This window comes from Actinomadura monticuli (genome assembly GCF_041463655.1).
Lineage (GTDB): Bacteria > Actinomycetota > Actinomycetes > Streptosporangiales > Streptosporangiaceae > Spirillospora > Spirillospora monticuli.
Genome location: NZ_JAXCEI010000004.1, coordinates 304,194 through 326,310, shown reverse-complemented (window position 1 = coordinate 326,310; position 22,117 = coordinate 304,194). Strand labels below are relative to the sequence as shown.

Genomic DNA, 22,117 nt, shown 5'->3' with positions numbered 1-22,117 from the left:
ACTGGGGCTTGCCTGGTTCACGGTGCGGTTGGTTGCTCCACTCCGGTGATGATCTGCTTGACCCTACGGCGGTCGATGCCGTGTTTCTCGGCTAGGTAGCGCTGGGAGAGCGGGCGGCCTGGGCCTTCCAGGCTCGCCCTGTACTCCTCCAGCACCGCTTCTTCCGGCGTCTGCTCCACTTCGGTACGGGGGCGCTCCGGTTCGGTGCGCTGCTCGTCTTGAGCAAGGTCCGAGCGGGCTGCGGCGCGTGTGAGGGTCATCAGAAGTTCGAAGGAGCCGACGAGGGCGAGTGCCGGCCAGGCGCTGACTATCGCGCCTATGGGGCCGTGGGAGGCGCCGTGCGCCACGTTGGCGCCTACCGTCGCCACGATGCCTACGGCGAGGCTCCACTTAGCCAGCGGTGGTGCGGGGTGCTTTTGGCGGCTTGCGTCCAGGATCACCATGGACGCTGCCCAGATGAGGCCGTCCACGGTGAAGGGGACGAGGCGCGCCGTGGGGCCGGACTCGCCGTGCGAGTGGACGAGTTCGTACGCGTGCCGGTACGAGATGACGGCGGCCACTGCGGCGACCGCCACCACGGCGAGCGCGGTTGTGATGCGGATGAGGCGGTCAGCCATTGGCCAGCTCCTCGCGGAACGAGATCACGCACGGGTCGTCCTCGCCGTGGGTGATGAGGCGTTCGGCGAGTGTCAGGGCCGTGATGGCGCCGTTCCGGTCGAGTGGCTGGGGCCATGTGGTGACGTACCAGGCGTTCGCCTGTCGGGTCGCGGTGGCGATGACCTGGCCGTTTGCCGTCGCGGTCATCGTGGTCTCGGTGATTTCCAGGGCCATGGAGACCCCTCCTCCCTGCTGAGAGGGAGGGAGCCAGGGGAGCCAATCCCGGGAGCCAACGACAGTCGGATCATGCCGACGGCGCTCGACTGTGCCGGACGGTTCCCCTGGTCTCCTTCCCTTGTTTTCGCAGGTGAGCGGCTCTCTACCCGACTTCCTCGGACGGCCCCGGACGGAGCCTGAATAAGGCTTGCTCAGGGGTTCCCTAAGTGAGGCTTAAGGGCGTTCTGCTGGGGCGTTCGGCGGCCTAGCGTTGCGAGTGTCAGATTGAAGAGACGGCGGAGGTGCACAGGCGGAGAGCGAAGCGAACGTCGGCTGAGGTTCCGACTGAGGTTCCTGATTGAGACAGGTTTCTGGCCCGCATGGCCCCGTAACCCCGCTCTGGGGCCGTGCGGGCCAGAATCCTTTTTCAGCGGGGGAGTGCGCCGAGGAGGAGGAGCCGGAAGGCGTCGGCGGTGCCGCCGCCGGTGGTGTCGCCGGTGGCGAGGCGGCGGACGGCCAGGCCGTAGAGCATCGCGACGATCGTCGCGGCGTGCCGGTCGGCGTCCGGGATGCCGAGGGCGCCGAGGACGGCGGCGGCCAGCCGGTCGTAGGCCTCCACCGAGCGCCGCGAGGTGTCGCGGAGGGCCGGGTCGCGGGCGGCGTGCAGGTGGAGTTCCAGGTTCGCTATCTGCTCCGGGCCGTCGGCGAAGTCGGCGATCGCCTTCTCGACCTGGTCGGGCGCCTGGGCGGGGGCCACGCCGGCGTCGGAGAGGGCCGTGCAGTAGGCGGTGATGCGGGCTATCTCCTCTTCCACGAAGGTGTGCAGGGCCTCGCGGAGAAGGTCCTCCTGGCTCGGGAAGTGGTAGGTGAGGGAGCCGAGGGAGACGCCGGCGGCGCGGGCGACGGCGCGGTTGGTCACGGCGCCGATCCCTCGCTCGCCGATGACTCGGAGGGTGGCCTGGAGGATCCGGTCGCGGGCGCTCATCGGTGCACAGTCTTCCCTACGTTCGGTCGGTTCAGTATCGTTCGTTCGAACGAACGATACCGGGAGGTCGTGTGGTGCTGGGGCTGGCGGGGCAGGCGGAGGCGCTCGCGCGGGGGGAGATCTCGGCGAGCGAGCTGGTCGAGGACAGCCTGGAGTGCATCGGGCGGAAGGAGTCGCTCGGGGCGTTCCGGGTGGTGCGCTCCGAGGCGGCCGCGCAGGAGGCGCTGGAGGCCGACAAGCGGCTCGCCGAGGGGGAGCGGCTGCCGCTGCTCGGGGTGCCCGTCGCCATCAAGGACGACACCGACCTCGCGGGGGAGACGACGCCGTTCGCGGTGGCGGGCGACCATCGTCCGGCGACGCGGGACGCGGAGGTCGTGCGCAGGCTGAGGGCGGCGGGAGCCGTCATCGTGGGGAAGACCACGACGTGCGAACTGGGGTTGTGGCCGTTCAGCGAGTCGGCCGAGTACGGATGTGCGAGGAATCCGTGGAACCCCGCGTACACGCCCGGCGGGTCGTCGGGCGGGTCGGCCGCGGCCGTGGCGGCGGGCATGGTCGCGGCGGCGGTCGGGTCGGACGGGGCCGGGTCCATCCGCATCCCGGCGGCGTGGACGGGGCTCGTCGGCATCAAGCCGCAGCGGGGACGGGTGTCGGGGTACCCGCAGACCGATCCGTTCAACGGGATCACGGTGTGGGGGCCGCTGGCCAGGAGCGTCGAGGACGCCGCCCTGATGCTCGACGTGATCAGCGGAAGCCACCCCGACGACGTGTACCAGATCGATCCGCCGGTGACGCCCTTCCTGGAGGCCGCCAGGCGGGAGCCGCGGCGGCTGCGGATCGCCGTCTCGTTCAGGACGGCGTTCGGGGTCAGCGGGAAGCTCGATCCCGAGATCCGCGCGGCCGTCGAGCGGCTGGCGAGGCGGCTGACCGACCTGGGGCACAAGGTCTTCCCGGCCGATCCCGACTACGGGCTGGTGGGGCTCGGGCTCATTCCGCGCGGCACCGCGGGCGTCGCCGACTGGCTGGACTCGCTGCCGAATCCGCGGCCCGACAAGCGGACGGAGGCCGAGGCCCGCATCGGGCGGATCGCCGGGAAGCGGCTGCTGCCGCTCGCGAAGAGGATGGACCCGTACCTGAGGAGGAAGGTCGGGCGCATCTTCCAGGCCGCCGACGTCGTGCTGACCCCTACCACCGCCCAGCCGCCGCTGCGGGTCGGGGCGTTCGACGGGGCCGGCTACCAGAAGACCCAGTCGGGAGTCGCCGCGGCCTGCCCCTACGCGTGGACGTGGAACGTGCTCGGATGGCCGGGCGTGAACGTCCCGGCCGGGTTCACCGAGCGCGGCCTGCCGATCGGCGCGCAGCTCCTCGGCCACGACTCCGACGAGGCGACGCTCATCTCGCTCGCGGCGCAGCTGGAGGCCGTCGAGGGATGGGTCGAGCGGCGTCCCTAGGGCACGCGGCGGGCCGCCGGTGCGGGGGTCCGAGCCGGTACCGGCGGCCCGCCGCGCTCAGTAGCCCGCGCCGGTCAGCATGCCGCCGTCGACCAGGACCTCGCTGCCGGTGCAGTAGGACGAGTCGTCCGAGGCCAGGTAGACGACCAGGCCCGAGACCTCCTTGGACTTGGCCATCCGGCCGAGGGGGAGGGACTTCATGAACGCGTCGGCGCTGTCGGCCTTCGCCGCGATGATGTCGTCCTGCATGAACAGCGGGGTCACCACGCCGCCGGGGTGGATGGAGTTCACCCGGATGCCGTACTGGCCGAGCTCGCGGGCGGCGGACTTGGTGAGGCCGCGGACGCCGAACTTGCTGGCGCTGTAGGCGGCGAGGCCGGACGCGCCGATGAAGCCCTCGGTCGAGGAGATGTTGACGATCGAGCCGCCGCCCGCCTCCCGCATCGGCGCGGTCACGGTCTTGACGCCGAGCCACTGGCCGACGAGGTTCACGTCGAGGATGGTGCGGAACTCCTCGAGCGACATGTCCTCGATGGTCTTGTGCCGGATGATCCCGGCGTTGTTGACGAGGACGTTCAGCGCGCCGAACTCCGACGTCGCGGTCTCGGCGGCCGCCTGCCAGTCGTCCGGGGACGTCACGTCCATCCGGACGAACCGGGCGCCGTCCCCGAGGTCGGCGGCGAGCTTGGCGCCCTCCTCCTCCAGGACGTCGCCGAACACGACCTTGGCGCCCTCGTCCAGGAACCGGCGGACGTGGGACTTGCCCATCCCGCGCGCACCGCCGGTGATCAGCGCCACCTTGCCGTCAAGCTGCCCCATCAACAAGCTCCTCGTCGCCGGTTGCCACGGACGCCAACCTAGCGAACGCTTGGTCAAGCGAACAAGGCGGCTCCTATCCGGTGCGCAGCCCGTCGAAAAGGAGGGTCAGCATCCGGTCGGAGTACGCGGCGGGATCGGGGGTCCGCTCGGACGCGACGCCGATCGCGTTGGTGAGCCGCAGCAGGTCGCGGGGGTCGATCTCGGCGCGGACCGACCCCGCCCGCTGGGCCCGGTCCAGCAGCCGGCCGAGCGCGTCGCAGATCGAGGCGGCGGCGGCGCCGAGGCCGGTGTCGGCCCATTCCGCCGACATCGCCTCGGTGATCACGGTGGACGTGCCGCGCGGGGTCGCCGCGCCGGCGAGGTAGGTGCGCAGCCAGCGGCCCAGCGCGGCCTCGGCGCCGGCGAGGTCCGGCTCGCCCAGCAGCTCGTCGGCGTGCGCGAGGAGGCCGTCGATCCGCTCCCGCAGGACGGCGTGCAGCAGCGCGTCGCGGGTGGGGAAGTGCCGGTACAGCGTCCCCGAACCGACGCCGGCGCGCTTGGCGATGTCGTCGAGGGACGCGCCCGTGCCGTTCTCCATGAAGGCGGTCCGGGCGGTCGTGATGAGCCGTTCGTAGTTGCGGCGGGCGTCGGCCCGCATCGGGCGGGTGTCCATGGGCACCGTCCAGCGGTTAGCGGCGACCTGCGGTGGGCGCCGCCTGGCGTGGGACGAGCCTGCCATCATCCGGGGCGGGTGCGCTACCCGATGCCGCGAGACGACAGCGCGTCCCGGGACAGCCGGTCGGCCCTGCGCGTCGTCTCCGGCAGCCGGAACTCCGGCGTCAGGGCGAGGACGTTCCGGCACGCCGTGTCGAGATCGGTGCGGTGCCCGACCGACACGAACACCGGCTTGACGCCGTCCCGCGTGCGGAGCACGCGCCCGACGACCTCGCCGCCGTCCAGCAGCGGGCTCGCGTCGCCGCGCCGCGCGCCCACCTCCTCGTAGGCGCCGACGAACGCGGTCTTGCCGACGCCGATGGCCGGCAGGCCGGTCAGGACGCCGAGGTGGCAGGCGAGCCCGAACCGGCGGGGGTGGGCGACCCCGAACCCGTCGCAGACCAGCAGGTCGGGCGTGGTCGTGAGGCCGCGCAGCGCCTCCAGCAGCGTCGGCAGCTCGCGGAACGCGAACAGCCCCGGGACGTAGGGGAACGCGGCCGTGCCGACGGCCACCGACTCCTCCACCACCTCCAGGGTCGCGCCGTCCAGGACGACCGCGGCGGCGGCCAGCGGCGTCCCGGTCCCGCCGCCGTCGCCCGCGTAGGAGACGTCCAGGCCGGCGACGGTGCGCGGCGCGACCGGCCCGGGGACGTCCAGTTCGAGCATCGGACGCAGCCGGTCCTGGATCGCCTCCGCCTCCTCCGCCGTCGACGGCCAGCCGTGCAGTTCCCGGATCACCATGCCCGGGACGCTACCGCCCGTTCAGGACAGCGCCGCGTAGGCGGCCTGGACCAGGCGGTAGGCGCGCAGGTCGCCGGACACCTGGTCGCCCATCATGTTCGGCAGGTAGGCGAGCGCGAGCCCGGCGTCCGGGTCGCCGAGGCCGATGGACCCGCCCGCGCCGGTGTGCCCGAACGCGGTCTCCCGTCCCGCCGCCGGCACGAAGAACGTCTGGGCGGGGCGCATGAAGCCGAGCCCGAACGCGCTGTCGACGAGCAGCGTCCGGTCCGGGCCGCTGACGCGCGGGCGCAGCGCCTCCCGCAGCGTGTCCGGGCGCACGATGCGGCCCGCCACGAGGTCGCGGTAGAAGCCGGCGAAGCCGGGCGCGGTGGCGAGCATCCCGGCGGACGGCCAGCCGGCGCGCAGGACGACGGGGTTGTTGTAGCCGCCCTTGCCCGGGTGCGGGTTGTTGAGCGACCGGTTCATGATGCTGCCGGGGTCGCCGTACGCGGCGGCGAGCCGCGTCAGCAGGTCGTGGTCGGTCGTGCTCGGGGCGTCGGACGCGCCGCGCCGCGCGGCCGACATCTTCGCGGCGCGCTCGATGACGTCGTCGAGGGAGCCGATCCACATGTCGAGGCCGCCGGTGAACTCGTCCTTCGCGAACGCCCCGACCGTCCGGCCGGAGTGGCGCCGGACGATCTCTCCGGCGAGCCAGCCGTAGGTCAGCGCGTGGTAGCCGTGCGCCTCGCCGGGCGTCCATTCCGGCTTCTGCGCGGCCAGCTCGGCGGCGAGGGCCTCGGCGTCCGCCGCCTCCTCCGCCGAGACGGGACGCGCGAACGCGGGCAGCCCCGCCTGGTGCGACAGGAGGTGCGCGGCGGTCGCGCCGTCCTTGCCCGCGGCGCCGAACTCGGGCCACCAGTCCGTCACCGGGCCGTCCACGTCGTAAGCGCCGCGCTCGGCGAGCAGCAGCGCGGCGGCGGCCGTGACCGCCTTGGTGCAGGAGAACCCGAAGCAGGGCGTGTCGGGCAGCCACGCGCGGCCGGTGCGGCGGTCGGCGACGCCGCCCCACAGGTCGACGACCTTGCGGTCGCCCGCGTAGACGGCGATGCCCGCGCCCAGCTCGCGTCCGTCGGCGAAGTTCCGCTCGAACACCTCGCGGACGCCGGCGAACGCCGGGTCGCAGTGCCCCTGCACAGTGCTCATTGCCGCATTCCTCTCCACGGGGACTCCATAGAATCACGTTCTAGGATTCGCCGCGGAGAGGGACGCCGTCAGCGGCCCAGATGGTGGACGGGCTCGGTCAGCGGCTCCGCCTCGGACGCGGCCGGGCGGCTGCGGCCGAACTCCAGCGTCAGCAGCGCCGCCGCCAGCGGGGCGATGTCGAGCCACGAGCGGAAGACGACGTTGCGCGGCCTGTAGGACGGCCTGAACTTCTTGTTGAACAGGTACAGGGACTCGACGGCGATCCACGGGTCCAGCAGGTGCAGCGCCTGGTAGCCGGCCTTCTCCAGGAGCCCGCGCTCGTCGTTGTCGAGCAGCTCGCGGAACGCGGCGAAGTTCAGCGAGACGAGGCCGTGGCCCTGCCCGGCCGCGTACTCGATCATCTCGACGATGAGGCGCTCGTTGACGCCGTTGGGCCCGCCGGGGCTGCGCCGCATCGCGTCCAGGCTGACGCCCTGCCCGGCGGTGACGTAGCGCTGGAACGCGATGGGCTCCTTGGCCTCGTCGTAGGCGATCGCGACGACGGCGCCCGGATGGTAGCCGGTGAGCAGTTCGTCCAGGTTCATGGAGAACCCGCGTTCGGCCGCGCCGTCGAGGGAGCGGGACGCCACGTCCAGCAGCTGCTCGCGCATCGCCGGGGTGAGCTCGCGCTCCGGGACGATCCGGGTCGTGACGCCCGCGTTCTCCGTGCGCTTCACCGCCTGCCGGACGTTCCGCATCCGGCGCCCGGTCAGCGTGAAGTCGCCGGGGCGGACGACGACCTCGTCGCCGAACCCGATCGTGCGGCACGGGCCCCAGGCGGGGAGCATCTCGTCGCTCGCGCCGAGGACGGCCGGGCGCCAGCCCGCCGCCCGGCACATCGCGAGGAACGCGCGGACGGCGTCGGCGTGCGAGGCGGAGTCGCCGACCGGGTCGCCGCCCGCGACCGCGACGCCGAACAGGACGCGGTAGCCGATCGCGGCCCGCCCGTCCGCGCTGAACACGTACGCCTTGTCGCGGCGCAGCGCGAACGGGGCGAGGGTGTCGGAGCCGGGGTGCGCGACGAGGCCGGCGACCCGGCGGCGCTCAGGCTCGTCGCCGGGCGGCGGCGCGGGGTCGGGCGCGAGCAGCGTGGTGATGAGGACGAGCAGCCCGGCGGCGCCGGCGAGGCCGAGCAGGCCGGGCAGCCAGGACGCGCCGTCCAGTGGCGCGCCGGTGGCCCCGAGCCCCGCGGCGACGGCGCCGACCGACCGGACCGATACGCCGCCGAACAGCAGCGAGACGGCGATCGCGGCGATCACGAGCAGCGCGCCGGTCTTCACGGCCGTGCGGACGCGCTCGTGGTGCGTGCGCACCGGGAACCGGTCGCGCTCCAGCCACAGCCCGCCGAGGACGGCGGCGAGGATCGGCAGCCGCCACAGCGGGTCCTCGCCGGTGACGACGGCGAGCAGGCCGAGCGCGGTCAGCACGACGAGGCCGTACCAGGCGGCGCGGCGGAGCAGCAGCACGCCGCGGGCGACGAGCGCGAGTGCGAGCCCGATCACGATGGCGTGCGCGGGGGCCAGCGGGCTGCCGGTGACGAGCCGGGACAGCCGGCCCAGCCACTGCGGGGCGCCGGGCAGCGCCGGCACCGCGATGAGGGCGGCGACGAGCGCCGCGGCCACCGCGAGCGGCCAGACGGGCCGTGCGGGCGCGTGCACGGCGGGTTTCCCTGGTTGCACGAAGGACACCTCCGCTGAGTCCCCAACCAAGATCCTTTGGAACTCATTCCCCCGGCCGGGCGTTGAGTATCCCTCCGGACGGCCATACCCGGCCAGCGGGGGGCGACACCGGTAGTGTTCACGGTGATGAAGAGGCTCCTGCTCGTCCATCACACGCCGTCGCCGTCCGTGCAGGCGATGTTCGAGGCGGTGCGCGCGGGCGCGTCCACCGACGAGATCGAGGGCGTGGAGGTCGTGTCCCGCCCGGCGCTGACGGCGTCCGCCGTGGACGTCCTGGAGGCCGACGGCTACCTGCTCGGCTCGCCCGTCAATCTCGGCTACCTCTCCGGGGCGCTCAAGCACTTCTTCGACGTGGTCTACTACCCGTGCCTGGAGGAGACCGTCCGCCGCCCCTTCGGCGCCTTCCTGCACGGCAACAGCGACGCGACCGGCGCCCTGCGCGCGCTCGACTCCATCACCGCGGGGCTGAAGTGGAAGGCCGTCCAGCCGCCGGTGGTGGTGACCGGCGAGCCCGGCAAGGCCGACCTGGAGGCGTGCTGGGAACTCGGCGCGATCACGGCGGCGGAGCTCGGCGAGGTCTGAGGGTCCGGCCGGTAGTTTTCCCGCATGAGTGGTTTCCGTCATGTGGTGATGTTCAAGTGGGCCGAGGGGACGACGACCGGCCAGCAGGACGAGGTCGCGGCGAAGCTGGGGGAGCTGCCCGCCGCCATCCCCGAGATCGGGGCGTACAGCATCGGGGTGGACGCGGGCGTGAACCCGGGCTCCTACGAGTTCGTGGTCGTCGCGGACTTCGCCGACCGCGCCGCCTATCTCGTCTACCGCGACCATCCCGCGCACCGCGCGGTGATCGACGCGTACATCGCTCCGATCGTCGCGGAGCGCGCCGCGATCCAGTATGAGACGTGATGGAGAATAAAACCGAGCAAGCGCTTGTGTCCGAACGCATTTCGGGTTAGTTTCACCAGAGACGCCCGCTGGGGACGGATCGCGCCCCGTCCCCGGCGGGCGGCATGAATCGCTGCGGTCCGGGGCCGGTCAGCCCCGGTTGCGCAGGCTCATGAGCTCGTCGCGGAGCTGCTGCGGCGACGGCGCCTCCAGCAGCCGCGGACCGTCCCGCAGCGGCACCAGCGCCCACCACGATCCGGTCGCCTCGCCGTACCAGACGCGCACCCCCGGGAACTGCTCCTGAAGGGTCCGCGCCGTGGCGGCGCGCAGGGCCGCGGGCGTGGGCTCGTCGCGACCGGCGGCGCCCCGTTGAGCCGTCATGTCGCCCTCCCCCCGTAGATCTCTCCCGTAACAGCGTCCCCACGGCCCAATGCGTCACCCCTACTCGACGATTTGTGACTAAGCACACTATGGGGGGTAGTGGCCGCTCACTGTGGGATACCGCGCCGGATGCACCCGAATGGACATATTCGGGGGGCCGAAAGAGGCGGCGCCAGGGGGCTAGTGCAGGTTGATGCCGTCGAACATGACCTTGAGGTAGTGCTCGGCCAGGCCCTGCGCGTTGAGCTTGCCGCCCGGCCGGAACCAGCGGACCGCCACCCACACCGTGTCGCGGATCATCCGGTAGGTCAGCTTCGGGTCGAGGTCGGGGCGGAAGAGCCCCTCCTCCTGACCGGTCTGGAGCGTGTCCACCCACATCTTCTCGACCTCGTCCTCGGACTTGATCAGGTAGGTGAACCGGTCCATGCCCTTCAGGTAGTTCCAGTCGTTCTGGATCACCGTGATGGCCGCCCGGTGCGGCTCCAGGGTGCCGAACGCGACCCGGACCAGCCCGGCGATCGTGTCGCGAGAATCGCGGCGCTCGTCGATGACCGCCTTGTAGGACGCCATGATCTCGGTGTAGAAGCCGGCCAGGATCTCGTCCACGATCGACTCCTTGGAGTCGAAGTGGTGGTAGAGGCTGCCGGACAGGATGCCCGCCTCGTCGGCGATGTTGCGGACGGTGGTGGCCTGGAAGCCCTTCTCCGCGAAGAGCTCGGCCGCGAGTTTGACCAGGTGCTCGCGCCGTTCCGACGCCAGGGCCGGCGAGCCCCTGCCCCGGCGGCGGGAGCCGCCCTCGCCCGCGGCACGGGTTCGGGATCCTCCGGACTTAGCGCTCGTGGTCGTCACCCTCTCATTATGCCGTGCCGCCCAACCGCTTGCTCGATTCGGCCGCCGCCCCAGGTTACGGTCAATTACCAAGCGCTTGCTACGTCTGCGGACGAGGTATCTCCCGCGCGCCGCATAGGCTCGGGCCCATGCCCGACGTGATCGTGTTCGACCTGTACGGAGTGATCGCCCGCACCCAGACCCCGGAGGCGATCCGGCGGATCGAGGGGATCGCCGGGGCACCGGGCCCCGCGTTCTGGGACGCCTACTGGGCCTGCCGGCCCGCCTACGACGCCGGCCAGGAGAGCGCGGCCTACTGGGCGGCCGTCGCCGCCCGCCTCGGCGCGCGGTTCCCCGACGTCCCCGCGCTGATCGAGGCCGACCTCGACAGCTGGACGGACGTGGACGACGAGATGGCCGCCCTCGTCGGCGAACTCGCCGACGAGGGACGCACGCTCGGCCTGCTCTCCAACATCATCGGCGACCTGGTGCCCCGAATCGAGGCGAGGCACGGCGCCCTCCTCGACCGCTTCGACGCGCTCGTCTACTCGTGCCGGATCGGCGTCGCCAAGCCCGACCCGCGCGCCTTCGAGATCTGCGCCGAGCGCCTCGGCGTCACGCCCGCCGACGTCCTCTTCTTCGACGACACCGAACGCAACATCGCCGCCGCCCGCGAAGCGGGCATGCGCGCCGAGCTCTTCACCGGCCCCGACCAGATCCGCGCCCTGCTCGCCTGACGCGGCGGCGCCCGCCGGGTCGCCGCCGCGTCCGGGTGCGGTCAGGGCTTGCGGGCGACCCCGCCGAAGGAGTCGATGGGGCGCGGTTCGCCGGCCTGCGGGAAGTCGGGGCGCCACAGCGGCGTCGACACGACGCCGGGGTCGACCAGGTCCAGGCCCTCGAACAGCGCCTCGATGTACTCAGGGGTGCGCGCGTGGTACGGGACGGTGCCCGCCTCCGCGCACAGCCGCAGCGCCTCGCCCCGGGCGGTGGCCTCGGCGGGCGTCCACTCGTCCACGCCCAGGACGTTCGTCCCGTCGTTGACGGCCACGAGGCTCCCGGACGGCAGCGCGTCCACGAGACGCCGGACGACGCCGGGCGGATCGTCCTCGTCCGCGATGTTCCCGACGACGCCGAGCAGCAGCAGCCCGACGGGCTCGCCGAAGTCGATGACGGACGCGGCCTCCCCGATGATCGTTTCGGGGTCGCGGATGTCGGCCTCGATGTAGGAGCAGACTCCGTCCGGGACGCTCTTCAGCAGCGCCCGGGCATGCGCCACGACCAGGGGATCGTTGTCCACGTAGACGACCCGCGAGTCCCGCACGTCGCGCTGCGCCACCTCGTGGGTGTTGTCGACGGCGGGCAGCCCGGTCCCGATGTCGAGGAACTGCCTGATGCCCTGGCCCGTCATGAAATGGACGACCCGGATCAGGAACGCCCGCGACTGCCGCGCCACGTCCGCGATCTCCGGATACACCGCCGCGATCCGGTCCCCGATCTCCCGGTCGATCGGATAGGTGTCCTTGCCGCCGAGCCAGTGGTTCCACAATCGGGCCTGGTGGGGCCGCGTCTTGTCGATGACACGACCCGGCTGGCCGGCAGCGTCCTCCATGACGGATCCTTTCCGCAGACTTCCGACAAACATCAGCACATCACCCTAAACCCGTGGTGTGTATGGCAGTCATCCCGGCACGCGAACGGCATCAGGTCCGCGCGACGTGTCCGGATGCGGACAGTCAGGTCGCGAGGAGTCCGGATGACTGTCAATAACGGTCACCAAATGTGTAACGTGATCGGGGCTGATGCTATTCGGGTTTTCGGACTCTGGTTTCTGCGGGGCCTGGGAGGCACCGGGGATGGCGCGGCGTTCTCCTCGATCCCCTCTGATCAACGGACAGTACCTAGGGCAATGCCGGCGGACCCGTTGCGAACGCGAAGTCTTTGTCGTCATCTCTATGTCGTTCGCAAGGCCCATGGCGCAGATCGGCCTGGGCATACAGAAGAGGTGCGCGCCACGATGCGGGAGATCGGGGAGAGGATGCGGGAGCTTGAGCGGCTCCAGCAGGATCTCGACGCCGGGTAGGACCGGTTAGTGCGGGGGCGGGAGTTCGGTGGCGGCCTCGGCGGCCTTGGCGAGGCGGTCGCGGAGGGTGCGCAGGAGTTCGTCGCCCTGTTCGGTGAGGCGCTCGATGGCGGGGAGGGCCAGGTCGTCGCGGACGGTGTCGGCGAGCAGTTCGTCGTACTCGTGGGCCTTCTCGGCGATCGCCTCCAGGTGCCGCTGGGCGCGCAGGACCTCGTCGGCCGACTTGGCCCGTTCGGCGTAGCGTTCGAGGGCCTCGATGCGGCGCGTCACCGCCTCGACGGAGATGTCCAGCTTCTCGCGCAGCGGGCGGAGCGCCGCCCGCACCTCGGGGATCGTCTCGGCCCCCGACATCTCCGCCTGGTCGGCGCGCAGCTTCGACTGCCTGGCCAGGACCTGCGCGATCTCCCATTCCTGGCGGGGGAGGGTGACGGCGTTGTCCACCGCGTCCAGCAGGCCCTCGCGGTTCACGGCGGAGTCGCGGACGGTGTCGACCGCCGCCTGGACGCGGGCCAGCAGCGCGCGGCCCTCGTCGTCGAGGTCCTCGGGGGTCAGGTAGCGGTCGCGGCGCTGCTCCAGCTCGCGGGCGCGGCGCAGGTCGAGGGAGACCGACGGGGTGCCGAGCGCCACCAGCACGGCGAGCATGCCGAGGCCGATCAGCCAGAGCGAGCCGAGCAGCGGGGACCCGATCAGGCCGAGGGCGAGCACGGTGAGCGGCGCCAGCCAGAGCAGCGGGCGGCGGCGGCCGACGATCGTGTCGAGCTCGGCGCGCAGGGTCGGGTCGGCGACCGGGCGCGGCTCGGCCGGGGAGCCGTCCTCGGGCGCGCGCGGCGGCGCGACGCGGCGCCAGGGCGTGGAGACGTGGGTCTCGAACGCGAAGTCGGTCGGCGCGACCTCGATCTCGGTCGGGCCGGGCGGCAGCGGCCAGGAGCCGACGGGGTCGCCTCCGCCCGGGCCGGTGAAGCGCACCCACCAGCCGCCCTTCCCCTCGTCGCATCTGTAGCGGCCGGGGGCGATGTCGATACCGACGAAGTACGTTCCGATACCCGGTATGGAATCACTCCATGCGCCACTGGTCACCGGCGACCTCCCGTACCTGAACGACGTCCGGGGGACGGTAAGAGTTGCATTACCCCGCATCCGCCCGGGAAAAGCCGGATCGGGTTTTGGAATACTCCTCGGGTGCGACCTGACTACGACCCCCTCGACGATCCGCCCTGGGCGATGCAACTGGTGGTACGCGCCGAGAAGGCCGATCCGCCCAGTCACGCGGCGGTCTGCGAGGCGGCGGCGACCGCGGTGGTCCGGCTGCTCACCGACCCGCGCGCCGTCGACGGCGAGTGGCGGGCCGCCGTCCGCGAATGGGAGGCGCGGCGCATACGGAAGGTGACGCGGCGTGCGCGCGGCGTGCGGTGGCCGGAGGCGGAGGCGCTGCCCGGGGTGACGGTGGAGCACGCGGGCGCGCAGGTGCGGGCCTTCCCGCCCGGACCCGTGGCGGACGTCCCGCCGCAGCTCGCGAAGCTGCAGGTAGCGGGCCTGGATCTGGCCGAGGCGGGGGAGCCGGAGCCGCCGCCGGAGCCGCCGTACGCGGCCATCGCCCTCAACCCGGACGTGACGATCACGACCGGGAAGGCCGCCGCGCAGTGCGGGCACGCCGCCCAGCTGCTGCTCCGCCAGGGCCGCCGGAAGGACGTGGCCGCGTGGGTGGAGGCGGGCGCGGCCGTGCGCCTCGCGCGGGACGTCCCGTGGAGTGAGTGCGTGCGGAAGGCGACCGTCGCCGTGCGGGACGGCGGCTTCACCGAGGTCCCACCCGGCACGATGACCGCGATCGCCTGGATCGTCCGCAAGTAGACGCGGCGTGCCGGACGTACCGGCACACCGCGCCTGTTTGCGGACGGTCAGGGAAGGGTGACGGCGACCGGCGCTATGCCGGCGTCGCGGATCAGGGACGGCAGGCGCCCGGCGAACGGGTGGTGGTCCACCGGCAGGCCCCGCGGGTTGTCGACCACGTAGTGGACGACCCCGCCGGAGCGGGTCTCGGCCCATCTCGCGCCGACCGACCGCAGCACCGACGCGGCCTTCAACGCGTCAGCCGCCTTCACCGAGACGCGGATCGGCGACTCGTACGACGGAAGTTCCGCCGCCTCCCGCGCGGCCTTCGCGGTGCCCTGCGCGGCCGGGGCCTCCGCCGGGTCGGACCCGGCGATCGCGTTGTAGAGCAGCTTGGCCGTGCCGTCGCTGAACGCCCGGAAGTTCGGTTCCGCCGCGAACAGCACGGAACGTCCCTTGCCGACGGGCTGGTCGACGACCGCCGCGGTGCCGCCCAGCTCGGACGCGCCCCGCTCGAACCCGGACACGAACCAGTCGGGCGAGTCGGCCCGCGGATACGACACGGCGACGCCGCTGGAGGCGGTCATCACCAGGTCGTAGGAGGTGAAGTTCCACGCCGTCGCGCCGACGCCCCTCGCCAGCGGGCTCGACCCGTCCACCTTCACGCGGAACAGCGATCCGGGGATGTCGGACGTCGGCTCCGCGAGCGTCGCGGTCGTCAGGCCGAGCCGCGCGGCGAGCTGCGTGCCGCCCTGCCAGCCGACGTAGCGGCCGCCGTCGCGCGCCCACCGCTGGAGCGCGGCCCGGCCGCCGTCGCCGAGCGCGGTGTAGGCGGACGACGCCGGGCCGTCCGGCACGGCCAGGACCTCGATGCCGTCGAGCCCGCCCGCCACCACGTCCGCCGGGGTGAGCGGGGTGAACGGCAGCTTCCAGTCGCGGTCGAGGCGGTGCCGCAGCCAGCCCGCCGACTGGCGCGCGGACGATGACGTCGCCGACAGTTGCAGGACGCCGAGCTTCGGCGCCTTCCCGTCATGCCCCGGACGCGGAGCGGGCAGCGGCGGGACGGGCACGGCGTGCGGCCGCAGCACCGCCCCGGACGACCCGCCGGACACGTTCCCGAGCAGCGGCAGGCTCCACGCCGTCACGTCGTAGAAGTACGGGAACGGCGTGTAGGAGTCCTCGTTCAGCATGGCCTGGATCCAGTGCTTCTGGCCCTGCGCCATCGAGATCCAGTACGTGCCGGCGGGAAGGGTCGCCCTGGCCTCGGGATGCCCGTACGCCTTGAAGTCCGGAACGGCCAGAGGCCGGACGAGCCGCTCGACCCGCACCCCCATGCGCTGGAGCCGCCGCACGATCAGCCGGACCTCGGCGCGCTTCGCCGGATCGTCGTCCCGCAGGAAGTAGCTCCGCACCGCCCCGTCCGGCACCTGCCGGTCGATCTGGTTCGGCGGGTTGTAGATCTGGTTGGGCTCCAGCTTCCCGGCCTCGCCCTGCGCGTAGGCGTCCACGGTCATCTGGCGCCACTCGGTGAGGACGCGCCGCCGCTCGCGGGCCGCCGCCGACAGCGACACCCACTGGGTGAGGTACTGCTCCCGCACCCGCTCCGGGTACGGGCTGCCGTCGCCCTTCTCGTACGTCATGCCGGCGGCGTGGAACGCGCTGGTCGGGACCGAGTCCCCGTACCCCTGGTAGAAGAGGTCGTAGACGTCGCGGTTGAAGAAGTCGATGCCCTGCCGCGTGAACTCGGCGGCCATCGCCGCGCCGTACAGGTCGTTGATCCAGCCGACGGCCTGCTCGGGCGTCTCGTGGTAGATCGGGTCGGCGTTCGGCGGGAAGAAGTACGACGTCCCGCCCATCTCGTGCGCGTCGATGTAGAGGGCCGGCGGGTACTCGTTCAGCATCGCCAGCTTGCCGTCCGTCTCCGGCTGGGTGCGCGCGAACCAGTCGCGGTTCATGTCGAACCCGTAGGCGTTCTGCCGCGTGTTGAGCTCGCGGCCGTCCGGGTTCTGGCTCGGCAGGACGACGACGAGCGCGTTGTCGAGGATCGCGGTGGCGGCGCAGTCGCGGCGGTCGCCGAGGTCGCGGAGCACCCGCAGCGCCGCGTCCGTGCCGCTCGGCTCGTCGCCGTGGACGTTGCCGCTGATCCACAGGATCGGGACGCCGCGCTCGGTGATCCGCCGCGCGAGCGCCTCCGGCGTGCGGGGGTCGCGCAGGAGCCCGGCCTCCAGCCGCACCTTGGCGAGCCCCGCCTTGGACATCAGCGCGGGACGTCCCGCGATCGCGTACTTGAGCGGGCGTCCCCGCGCGGTCGTGGCCAGCGTCCCGGACACGACCCGCTCGCTGTTCGCGGCGACCGCCTCCAGGTAGGTGTCGGACTCGGCGGCGCTGACCGGGCGCTCGCCGAGGTCGAAGCCGAGGACCTGCTCGGGAGCGGGGACCTCGCCCCGGTAGACCGGTGCGGTCCGGGTCGGGTCACAGGCGGTCGCGGGCCGCGCCGACGCGGGTGCCGCGAGCGCCGCGGGCACCGCCAGGGACGCCGCCAGGACCACCGGCATCGCCAGTTCTCGGGCTCTCATGAGGCTCAACGTGACATCGGGCGGAGGCCGCACCAACGGCAACATCTGCCAAGATCAGTCGTGCCTTTCGGGGTGCGGGCGCGGCCGGGGCCCGGTCAGGGCGGCGGCCCGGTTGATCGCCTGGAGCGCGAACTCCTGCGTGCGGGTGAGCCCGCGCGGCCCGACGGGGGACGAGCCCGGCTCGGCGTTCGCCGGCGTGCCCGCGAGCTGCGCCTTCGCGCTGAGCCCGTAGGACAGGAACAGCAGCACGACGAACGCCGCCAGGTAGACCAGGTGCTCGATCAGCCCGCCCCACCTGCCCTTGAACACGTCCAGGACGGCGAACATCGCGAACCCGGCCATCCAGCCCGCGAGCGGCGGCACGAACAGCACGTCGCGGCGCAGCAGCACGCCCGCCGCCGCGCTGAGCACGAGCAGCGCCTCGACCGCCTTGACGAGGACCAGCACGCCCGCCGCCGGGCCGGACCCGAAGTAGCCCTCGATCTCGTCCTGCCGGTCGCCCCACAGCAGCACCGCGCCGACCAGGCCCGCCACGCCGTAGGCGACGATGAACACGCCCACCGCGTAGTGGAACCGGTGCCACGTCCGCGCGCCCTGCGCCGGCCGCCCGCCCTGTGCCGGGCCGCCCCGCGCCGGGCCGGGCGCAAGGTTCGCCGGCGTGTTCGGCGCCGCGTTCCCCGCCGGGCCGGGTGCGGCCGGCGGCGTGACGCCGAGGGCCGGAGTGGCGTCCGGGTCGGATCCTGGACCGGGGCCCGAGCCCACCGTCATCTTCGCCCCCATGTTCCCGTTCATGTGTTACGCGCAAGATATCCCGGATAGGGTCCCGGGGACCTCCGAAACGCGGGCCGCCCCCACCCCCCGTGTCGCCGGACGTGCCGGAGACGCATCGCGCTGACCAGCCGATGTGCTTGCGCCCCGGCCGGTGAAGCGGGAGGGTGAGGGAACGTCGGGCCGCGCGGAGTCCGTGAGGGAACAAGGATGACGCCTGACGATACGGGAACGGCCGCGCCGTCGAAGACGCGGATCGAATATCTGGAAGAGCTCGGGGGAGAGCTGGTCAAGCGCGGCCTCCGGGTGCGCCTCACGCTGCCCCGCGGCCAGTCGCCGAGCCTGCACGTGATGAACCCCGACGCCGCCGCCCTCACCGAGAACATCCTGGCGGAGCAGGGCGCCGACGGCTGGTGGTACTGGTGGTCGTGGGCCGAGCGCATCGCGCCCGCCGACGACGTCGCCGCGGCCGCCGACCGCGTGGCCCTCGTCCTGTCCGCCTGACGGGCGGCCTCCGGCCGCCGGGCCTCTTCCGCCGCACCGGTCTCTCCGCCCGTCCGGCCTGACCGGTCCTTCCGCCCGCCCGCGCCTCGCCGGTCGGGCGGGCCTTCCCCTGCGGCGTGACCGGCGTCACGGTGAATGTTGAGCCGCGGAACATTTACGCCTGGGCGGCCTGGAGCGGGTCCGCTCCCGGCCATCGCCGAGCGCCCGACTCCCGCATCCGCGCCATGCCGCGTTCCACCCATGTTGATCTCGTGTTACGTGATTGTTACCGCCGACAACAAATCAACGGGCCGCCGGGTCTGGCGCGACGGACAAGTGCGACATAAGTTGCGGGACACAACATTCACCCCCGGTGGACGCCTGACCTCGCTCACCGGTTCCGAAGAACCCGGCCGCGGCACGGCGGCCGCCCCCCCCAGAAAGGACCCGGGCAATGCGCAAGGGGATCCTCAGCCTGATGGCCCTCACGACGGCCGCGGCGCTCAGCCTCACCGCGTGCGGGGACGACGGCAACGACTCCGGCGGTTCCGGAGAGGCCAAGGGCAAGGTCGGCGTGATCCTGCCCGACACCGCCTCGTCCGCGCGCTGGGAGAACTTCGACCGGCCCTACCTCGAGCAGGCCTTCAAGGCTGCCGGCGTCGAGAGCGACATCCAGAACGCCGAAGGCTCGGCCCAGCGGTTCCAGACCATCGCCGACCAGATGCTGACCAGCGGCGTCACCGTCCTGCTCGTCACCGGGCTCGACTCCAACTCCGCCGCCGCGGTGCAGCGCAAGGCGCAGGCGCAGGGCGTCAAGACCATCGACTACGACCGCCTCACCCTCGGCGGCGTCGCCGACTACTACGTCTCCTTCAACAACGTGAAGGTCGGCGAGACGATGGGCGAGGGCCTGCAGAAGTGCCTCGGCGACAAGGACGCCAACATCGTCTACCTGAACGGCGCCCCGTCCGACAACAACGCGACGCTCTTCGCCAAGGGCTCGCACAACGTCCTCGACAAGGTCTCCACCTACAAGAAGGTCGCCGAGCAGCCCGTCCCGGACTGGGAGGCCGAGAAGGGCGCCACGCTCTTCGAGCAGATGTGGACCGAGCAGCACGGCAAGATCGACGGTGTGCTCGCCGCGAACGACAACCTCGCCAACGCCGTGATCTCGATCCTGAAGAAGAACCAGCGCGCGGGCAAGGTCCCGGTCACCGGCCAGGACGCCACCACGCAGGGCCTGCAGAACATCCTCGACGGCACGCAGTGCATGTCGGTCTACAAGCCGACCAAGCAGGAGGCGGACGCCGCCGTCAAGCTCGCCATCTCCCTGATCAAGGGTGAGAAGGGCGCGACCACCGCCACCGAGCACGACCCGGTGGGCAAGCGCGACGTCCCGTCGGTCCTGCTGACCCCGATCGGCATCACCAAGGAGAACGTCAAGCAGGTCGTCGACGACGGCGCCGTCAAGGCGGCCGACCTCTGCAAGGGGGCGTACGCGGCCAAGTGCGAGGCCGCCGGCATCACGGTCCAGTAACGACCCCCGCCCGACCTCGTGGCGGGCCCCGTACCGCTGAGGGCGTCCCGGGTCCCCGGAAACCCGGGACGCCAGGGGCCCGCCACGGGCGCACGGCAGAACCTGGAAGGAACCACGTGGCTGAAAACGGAGACCCCGTCCTCCGCCTGACCGGGCTCAACAAGAGCTTCGGTGCCGTCCACGTCCTGCACGACGTGGACTTCACGCTGCGGCTCGGCGAGGTCATGGCCCTCGTCGGCGACAACGGAGCGGGCAAGTCGACCCTGATCAAGTGCATCGCCGGCATCTACCCGTTCGACTCGGGGCGGATCGAGTTCGACGGCCGGCCGGTGTCGATCGACGGGCCGCGGGCCGCCGCCGATCTCGGCATCGAGGTCGTCTACCAGGACCTCGCGCTGGCCGACAACCTGGACATCGTGCAGAACATGTTCCTCGGCCGCGAACGCCGCTCCGGCCTCGTCCTGGACGAGGCGTCGATGGAGGAGTCCGCCCGGGAGGTCCTCGCCCGGCTGTCGGTCCGCACCGTCAAGTCCGTCCGCCAGCAGGTGTCCAGCCTGTCCGGCGGGCAGCGGCAGACCGTCGCCATCGCCAAGGCCGCGCTGTGGGAGTCCAAGGTCGTGATCCTGGACGAGCCCACGGCGGCGCTCGGCGTCGCCCAGACCCAGCAGGTGCTCAACCTCGTCCGGCGCCTCGCCGACAGCGGCCACGCCGTCGTGCTGATCTCGCACAACATGAACGACGTCTTCGAGGTGGCCGACCGCATCACCGCGCTGTACCTCGGCCGCGTCGCCGCCGACGTCGCCCGCTCCGAGGTCACCCACGGCCAGGTCGTGGAGCTCATCACCGCCGGCCGTTCCGGTGATCTCGGCCTCGCGCCGACGACCGCCGCAGAGAGCATCTGAGGGGGGACCCGCGTGTCCACCGACATCCCGAGCCCGAAGGAGACCGCCATGAAGCTGGCGGACTCGGACTTCGCGACCGACCGGCGCGAACACGACATGAAGTCGGCGGCGCTGGACTACTGGAACAAGATCAAGGCCGGCGAGCTGGGCGCGCTCCCCGCCATCCTCGGCCTGATCTCCCTGGTCATCCTGTTCACCGCGCTGAAGCCCGACACGTTCCTCAGCAAGGCGAACATCGCGAACCTGTCCACCCAGGCGCTGCCCATCACGATCCTCGCGATGGGCCTGGTGTTCGTGCTGCTGGTCGGCGAGATCGACCTGGCGGCGGGCGTGGCGAGCGGCCTCAGCGCGGCCGTCATGGCCAAGCTCCTCGTGGACGGCGGCCAGCCCTGGTACGTCGCGATCATCAGCGCGGTGGCGACCGGCATCATCATCGGCACCGTGATCGGTTGGCTCGTCTCCGTCCTGCGAATACCGTCGTTCGTCGTCACGCTCGCGTTCTTCCTCGGCCTGCAGGGCATCACGCTGCGGCTGATCGGCGAGGGCGGCACCGTGCCCGTCCGCGACGAGGTCATCGTGGCGCTCGCCACCAAGAACATGCCGATCTGGCTCGGCTGGACGCTCGCCGTGGCCTGCTCCGTCGGCTACACCGCGACGCAGGTGCTGCGCTGGCGCCGGCAGCGCGCCCGCGAGCTGCACTCCAAGCCGATCGAGTTCGTGCTCGCCCAGTCCGGCGTCGTCGCCGCCGCGCTGCTGATCAGCACCTTCGTGCTCAGCCAGGACCGCGCGCCCAGCCCGCTGATCACGCTGGGCGGCATCCCGTGGGGCGTCCTGCTCGTCGGCATCCTGCTGATCGTCTGCACGTTCGTCCTCGGCCGCACTGCCTACGGCCGGCACATCTACGCCGTCGGCGGCAACGCCGAGGCCGCGCGCCGGGCCGGCATCAACGTCGTCCGCATCCGGATCTCCGTCTTCATGATCGGGTCCGGGCTGGCGGCGGTGAGCGGCATCGTGGCCGCGTCCCGGCTGAACTCGGTCGCCGTCAACGCGGGCGCGGGCAACACGCTGCTGTACGCGGTCGGCGCCGCCGTCATCGGCGGGACGAGCCTGTTCGGCGGGCGCGGCAAGGCCCGCGACGCCATCCTCGGCGGGCTCGTCATCGCGATCATCGAGAACGGGCTGGGCCTGCTCGGCACGAAGGCCTACCTGAGCTTCCTCATCACCGGGGTGGTGCTCCTGCTCGCAGCCACCATGGACGCGCTGGCCAGGCGCCGGCGCACGTCCGCCGGCCGATGAGGCCGCGGGAGCGGTGATCCCGTGAACGCGGCCGGGGACGCCCGGGAGCCGGTGGCCCGCACCATCGGCTCCCGGGCGTGGCCGGACGCCGGTCCCGGCGGCCGGCCGGACGGCGATTCCGGCGGTTCCGGCGGTTCTGGGGCCCTGAGCGCGGC

The 22,117-nt window shown here is 72.2% G+C and carries 23 protein-coding genes; 9 read left to right on the top strand and 14 right to left on the bottom strand.

Annotated features, from left to right (window positions below; translation table 11 throughout):
* Nucleotides 1-17: 17 nt before the first annotated feature.
* The 3 genes from SM611_RS10685 to SM611_RS10675 form a co-directional block, all read right to left on the bottom strand.
* Nucleotides 18-617, bottom strand: coding sequence for a DUF2637 domain-containing protein (locus tag SM611_RS10685; RefSeq protein WP_371949159.1), 600 nt, complete (start codon nt 615-617; stop codon nt 18-20).
* Nucleotides 610-831 carry a hypothetical protein gene (locus SM611_RS10680; protein WP_371949158.1) on the bottom strand — a complete coding sequence of 74 codons (222 nt, stop codon included), beginning with the start codon at nt 829-831 and terminating at the stop codon, nt 610-612. Before SM611_RS10680 ends, SM611_RS10685 begins: the two co-directional genes overlap by 8 nt.
* A gap of 409 nt (nt 832-1,240) precedes the next feature.
* Complete coding sequence (locus tag SM611_RS10675; RefSeq protein ID WP_371949156.1) at nt 1,241-1,798, bottom strand: TetR/AcrR family transcriptional regulator; 558 nt, start codon at nt 1,796-1,798, stop codon at nt 1,241-1,243.
* Nucleotides 1,799-1,869: 71 nt separating this feature from the next.
* Between SM611_RS10675 and SM611_RS10670 the strand changes: the two genes are divergently transcribed.
* Complete coding sequence (locus SM611_RS10670) at nt 1,870-3,246, top strand: amidase (RefSeq protein WP_371949155.1); 1,377 nt, start codon at nt 1,870-1,872, stop codon at nt 3,244-3,246.
* 57 nt (nt 3,247-3,303) lie between these two features.
* Here SM611_RS10670 and SM611_RS10665 read toward each other — a convergent pair whose 3' ends face one another.
* The 5 genes from SM611_RS10665 to SM611_RS10645 form a co-directional block, all read right to left on the bottom strand.
* Nucleotides 3,304-4,065: a glucose 1-dehydrogenase gene (locus tag SM611_RS10665; RefSeq protein WP_371949154.1), complete on the bottom strand. Its 762-nt coding sequence runs from the start codon at nt 4,063-4,065 to the stop codon at nt 3,304-3,306.
* A 73-nt stretch (nt 4,066-4,138) separates the two neighbouring features.
* Complete coding sequence (locus tag SM611_RS10660) at nt 4,139-4,717, bottom strand: TetR/AcrR family transcriptional regulator (RefSeq protein ID WP_371949484.1); 579 nt, start codon at nt 4,715-4,717, stop codon at nt 4,139-4,141.
* Nucleotides 4,718-4,800: 83 nt separating this feature from the next.
* Nucleotides 4,801-5,499: an endonuclease V gene (locus tag SM611_RS10655; RefSeq protein WP_371949153.1), complete on the bottom strand. Its 699-nt coding sequence runs from the start codon at nt 5,497-5,499 to the stop codon at nt 4,801-4,803.
* Between the two features lie 21 nt (nt 5,500-5,520).
* On the bottom strand, nt 5,521-6,681 hold the full coding sequence (locus SM611_RS10650) for a serine hydrolase domain-containing protein (protein WP_371949152.1): 1,161 nt from the start codon (nt 6,679-6,681) through the stop codon (nt 5,521-5,523).
* Nucleotides 6,682-6,749: 68 nt separating this feature from the next.
* Nucleotides 6,750-8,399: a bifunctional lysylphosphatidylglycerol flippase/synthetase MprF gene (locus SM611_RS10645; protein WP_371949150.1), complete on the bottom strand. Its 1,650-nt coding sequence runs from the start codon at nt 8,397-8,399 to the stop codon at nt 6,750-6,752.
* 126 nt (nt 8,400-8,525) lie between these two features.
* Between SM611_RS10645 and SM611_RS10640 the strand changes: the two genes are divergently transcribed.
* Together SM611_RS10640 and SM611_RS10635 are read left to right on the top strand one after the other, a co-directional pair.
* A complete protein-coding gene (locus SM611_RS10640) occupies nt 8,526-8,981 on the top strand; it encodes a flavodoxin family protein (protein ID WP_371949148.1) in 456 nt (151 codons plus the stop codon).
* A gap of 24 nt (nt 8,982-9,005) precedes the next feature.
* Nucleotides 9,006-9,305, top strand: coding sequence for a Dabb family protein (locus tag SM611_RS10635; protein ID WP_371949146.1), 300 nt, complete (start codon nt 9,006-9,008; stop codon nt 9,303-9,305).
* A gap of 129 nt (nt 9,306-9,434) precedes the next feature.
* Here SM611_RS10635 and SM611_RS10630 read toward each other — a convergent pair whose 3' ends face one another.
* Both SM611_RS10630 and SM611_RS10625 read right to left on the bottom strand, forming a co-directional pair.
* Nucleotides 9,435-9,665: a hypothetical protein gene (locus SM611_RS10630; RefSeq protein ID WP_371949145.1), complete on the bottom strand. Its 231-nt coding sequence runs from the start codon at nt 9,663-9,665 to the stop codon at nt 9,435-9,437.
* Between the two features lie 180 nt (nt 9,666-9,845).
* Nucleotides 9,846-10,514, bottom strand: a complete 669-nt coding sequence (locus tag SM611_RS10625; RefSeq protein WP_371949144.1) for a TetR/AcrR family transcriptional regulator — start codon at nt 10,512-10,514, stop codon at nt 9,846-9,848.
* 128 nt (nt 10,515-10,642) lie between these two features.
* Between SM611_RS10625 and SM611_RS10620 the strand changes: the two genes are divergently transcribed.
* Nucleotides 10,643-11,230: an HAD family hydrolase gene (locus SM611_RS10620; RefSeq protein WP_371949143.1), complete on the top strand. Its 588-nt coding sequence runs from the start codon at nt 10,643-10,645 to the stop codon at nt 11,228-11,230.
* Between the two features lie 41 nt (nt 11,231-11,271).
* Here the strand turns inward: SM611_RS10620 and SM611_RS10615 are convergent, their stop codons facing one another.
* Both SM611_RS10615 and SM611_RS10610 read right to left on the bottom strand, forming a co-directional pair.
* Nucleotides 11,272-12,102: an SAM-dependent methyltransferase gene (locus SM611_RS10615; RefSeq protein WP_371949142.1), complete on the bottom strand. Its 831-nt coding sequence runs from the start codon at nt 12,100-12,102 to the stop codon at nt 11,272-11,274.
* 477 nt (nt 12,103-12,579) lie between these two features.
* The gene (locus tag SM611_RS10610; protein WP_371949141.1) at nt 12,580-13,650 is read right to left on the bottom strand and encodes an Rv1352/Rv1906c domain-containing protein; all 1,071 of its coding nucleotides are present in this window, start codon (nt 13,648-13,650) and stop codon (nt 12,580-12,582) included.
* 102 nt (nt 13,651-13,752) lie between these two features.
* On the opposite strand from SM611_RS10610, the gene SM611_RS10605 reads away from it, so the two are divergent.
* Nucleotides 13,753-14,421, top strand: a complete 669-nt coding sequence (locus tag SM611_RS10605) for a hypothetical protein (protein WP_371949139.1) — start codon at nt 13,753-13,755, stop codon at nt 14,419-14,421.
* 47 nt (nt 14,422-14,468) lie between these two features.
* Here SM611_RS10605 and SM611_RS10600 read toward each other — a convergent pair whose 3' ends face one another.
* Entirely contained in the window at nt 14,469-16,976 is a 2,508-nt protein-coding gene (locus SM611_RS10600; protein ID WP_371949137.1) for a M14 family zinc carboxypeptidase, read from the bottom strand.
* A 54-nt stretch (nt 16,977-17,030) separates the two neighbouring features.
* Nucleotides 17,031-17,768, bottom strand: coding sequence for a hypothetical protein (locus SM611_RS10595; protein WP_371949136.1), 738 nt, complete (start codon nt 17,766-17,768; stop codon nt 17,031-17,033).
* A 186-nt stretch (nt 17,769-17,954) separates the two neighbouring features.
* Here SM611_RS10595 and SM611_RS10590 point away from each other — a divergent pair, with 186 nt between their 5' ends.
* The 4 genes from SM611_RS10590 to SM611_RS10575 all read left to right on the top strand — a co-directional run bounded on the left by SM611_RS10590 (nt 17,955) and on the right by SM611_RS10575 (nt 21,962).
* Nucleotides 17,955-18,248, top strand: coding sequence for a hypothetical protein (locus tag SM611_RS10590; protein ID WP_371949134.1), 294 nt, complete (start codon nt 17,955-17,957; stop codon nt 18,246-18,248).
* Between the two features lie 433 nt (nt 18,249-18,681).
* Nucleotides 18,682-19,764: a sugar ABC transporter substrate-binding protein gene (locus SM611_RS10585; protein WP_371949132.1), complete on the top strand. Its 1,083-nt coding sequence runs from the start codon at nt 18,682-18,684 to the stop codon at nt 19,762-19,764.
* A gap of 116 nt (nt 19,765-19,880) precedes the next feature.
* Nucleotides 19,881-20,666 carry an ATP-binding cassette domain-containing protein gene (locus tag SM611_RS10580; protein WP_371949130.1) on the top strand — a complete coding sequence of 262 codons (786 nt, stop codon included), beginning with the start codon at nt 19,881-19,883 and terminating at the stop codon, nt 20,664-20,666.
* A 12-nt stretch (nt 20,667-20,678) separates the two neighbouring features.
* On the top strand, nt 20,679-21,962 hold the full coding sequence (locus tag SM611_RS10575) for a sugar ABC transporter permease (RefSeq protein WP_371949129.1): 1,284 nt from the start codon (nt 20,679-20,681) through the stop codon (nt 21,960-21,962).
* The last annotated feature ends 155 nt before the right edge of the window (nt 21,963-22,117 follow it).

Bases quoted from the DNA above. Each gene is read 5' to 3' on its own strand.
- SM611_RS10685 (WP_371949159.1), bottom strand. From the start codon at position 617: ATGGCTGACCGCCTCATCCGCATCACAACCGCGCTCGCCGTGGTGGCG.
- SM611_RS10680 (WP_371949158.1), bottom strand. From the start codon at position 831: ATGGCCCTGGAAATCACCGAGACCACGATGACCGCGACGGCAAACGGC.
- SM611_RS10675 (WP_371949156.1), bottom strand. From the start codon at position 1,798: ATGAGCGCCCGCGACCGGATCCTCCAGGCCACCCTCCGAGTCATCGGC.
- SM611_RS10665 (WP_371949154.1), bottom strand. From the start codon at position 4,065: ATGGGGCAGCTTGACGGCAAGGTGGCGCTGATCACCGGCGGTGCGCGC.
- SM611_RS10660 (WP_371949484.1), bottom strand. From the start codon at position 4,717: ATGGACACCCGCCCGATGCGGGCCGACGCCCGCCGCAACTACGAACGG.
- SM611_RS10655 (WP_371949153.1), bottom strand. From the start codon at position 5,499: ATGGTGATCCGGGAACTGCACGGCTGGCCGTCGACGGCGGAGGAGGCG.
- SM611_RS10650 (WP_371949152.1), bottom strand. From the start codon at position 6,681: ATGAGCACTGTGCAGGGGCACTGCGACCCGGCGTTCGCCGGCGTCCGC.
- SM611_RS10640 (WP_371949148.1), top strand. From the start codon at position 8,526: ATGAAGAGGCTCCTGCTCGTCCATCACACGCCGTCGCCGTCCGTGCAG.
- SM611_RS10635 (WP_371949146.1), top strand. From the start codon at position 9,006: ATGAGTGGTTTCCGTCATGTGGTGATGTTCAAGTGGGCCGAGGGGACG.
- SM611_RS10630 (WP_371949145.1), bottom strand. From the start codon at position 9,665: ATGACGGCTCAACGGGGCGCCGCCGGTCGCGACGAGCCCACGCCCGCG.
- SM611_RS10620 (WP_371949143.1), top strand. From the start codon at position 10,643: ATGCCCGACGTGATCGTGTTCGACCTGTACGGAGTGATCGCCCGCACC.
- SM611_RS10615 (WP_371949142.1), bottom strand. From the start codon at position 12,102: ATGGAGGACGCTGCCGGCCAGCCGGGTCGTGTCATCGACAAGACGCGG.
- SM611_RS10600 (WP_371949137.1), bottom strand. From the start codon at position 16,976: ATGAGAGCCCGAGAACTGGCGATGCCGGTGGTCCTGGCGGCGTCCCTG.
- SM611_RS10595 (WP_371949136.1), bottom strand. From the start codon at position 17,768: ATGAACGGGAACATGGGGGCGAAGATGACGGTGGGCTCGGGCCCCGGT.
- SM611_RS10590 (WP_371949134.1), top strand. From the start codon at position 17,955: ATGACGCCTGACGATACGGGAACGGCCGCGCCGTCGAAGACGCGGATC.
- SM611_RS10585 (WP_371949132.1), top strand. From the start codon at position 18,682: ATGCGCAAGGGGATCCTCAGCCTGATGGCCCTCACGACGGCCGCGGCG.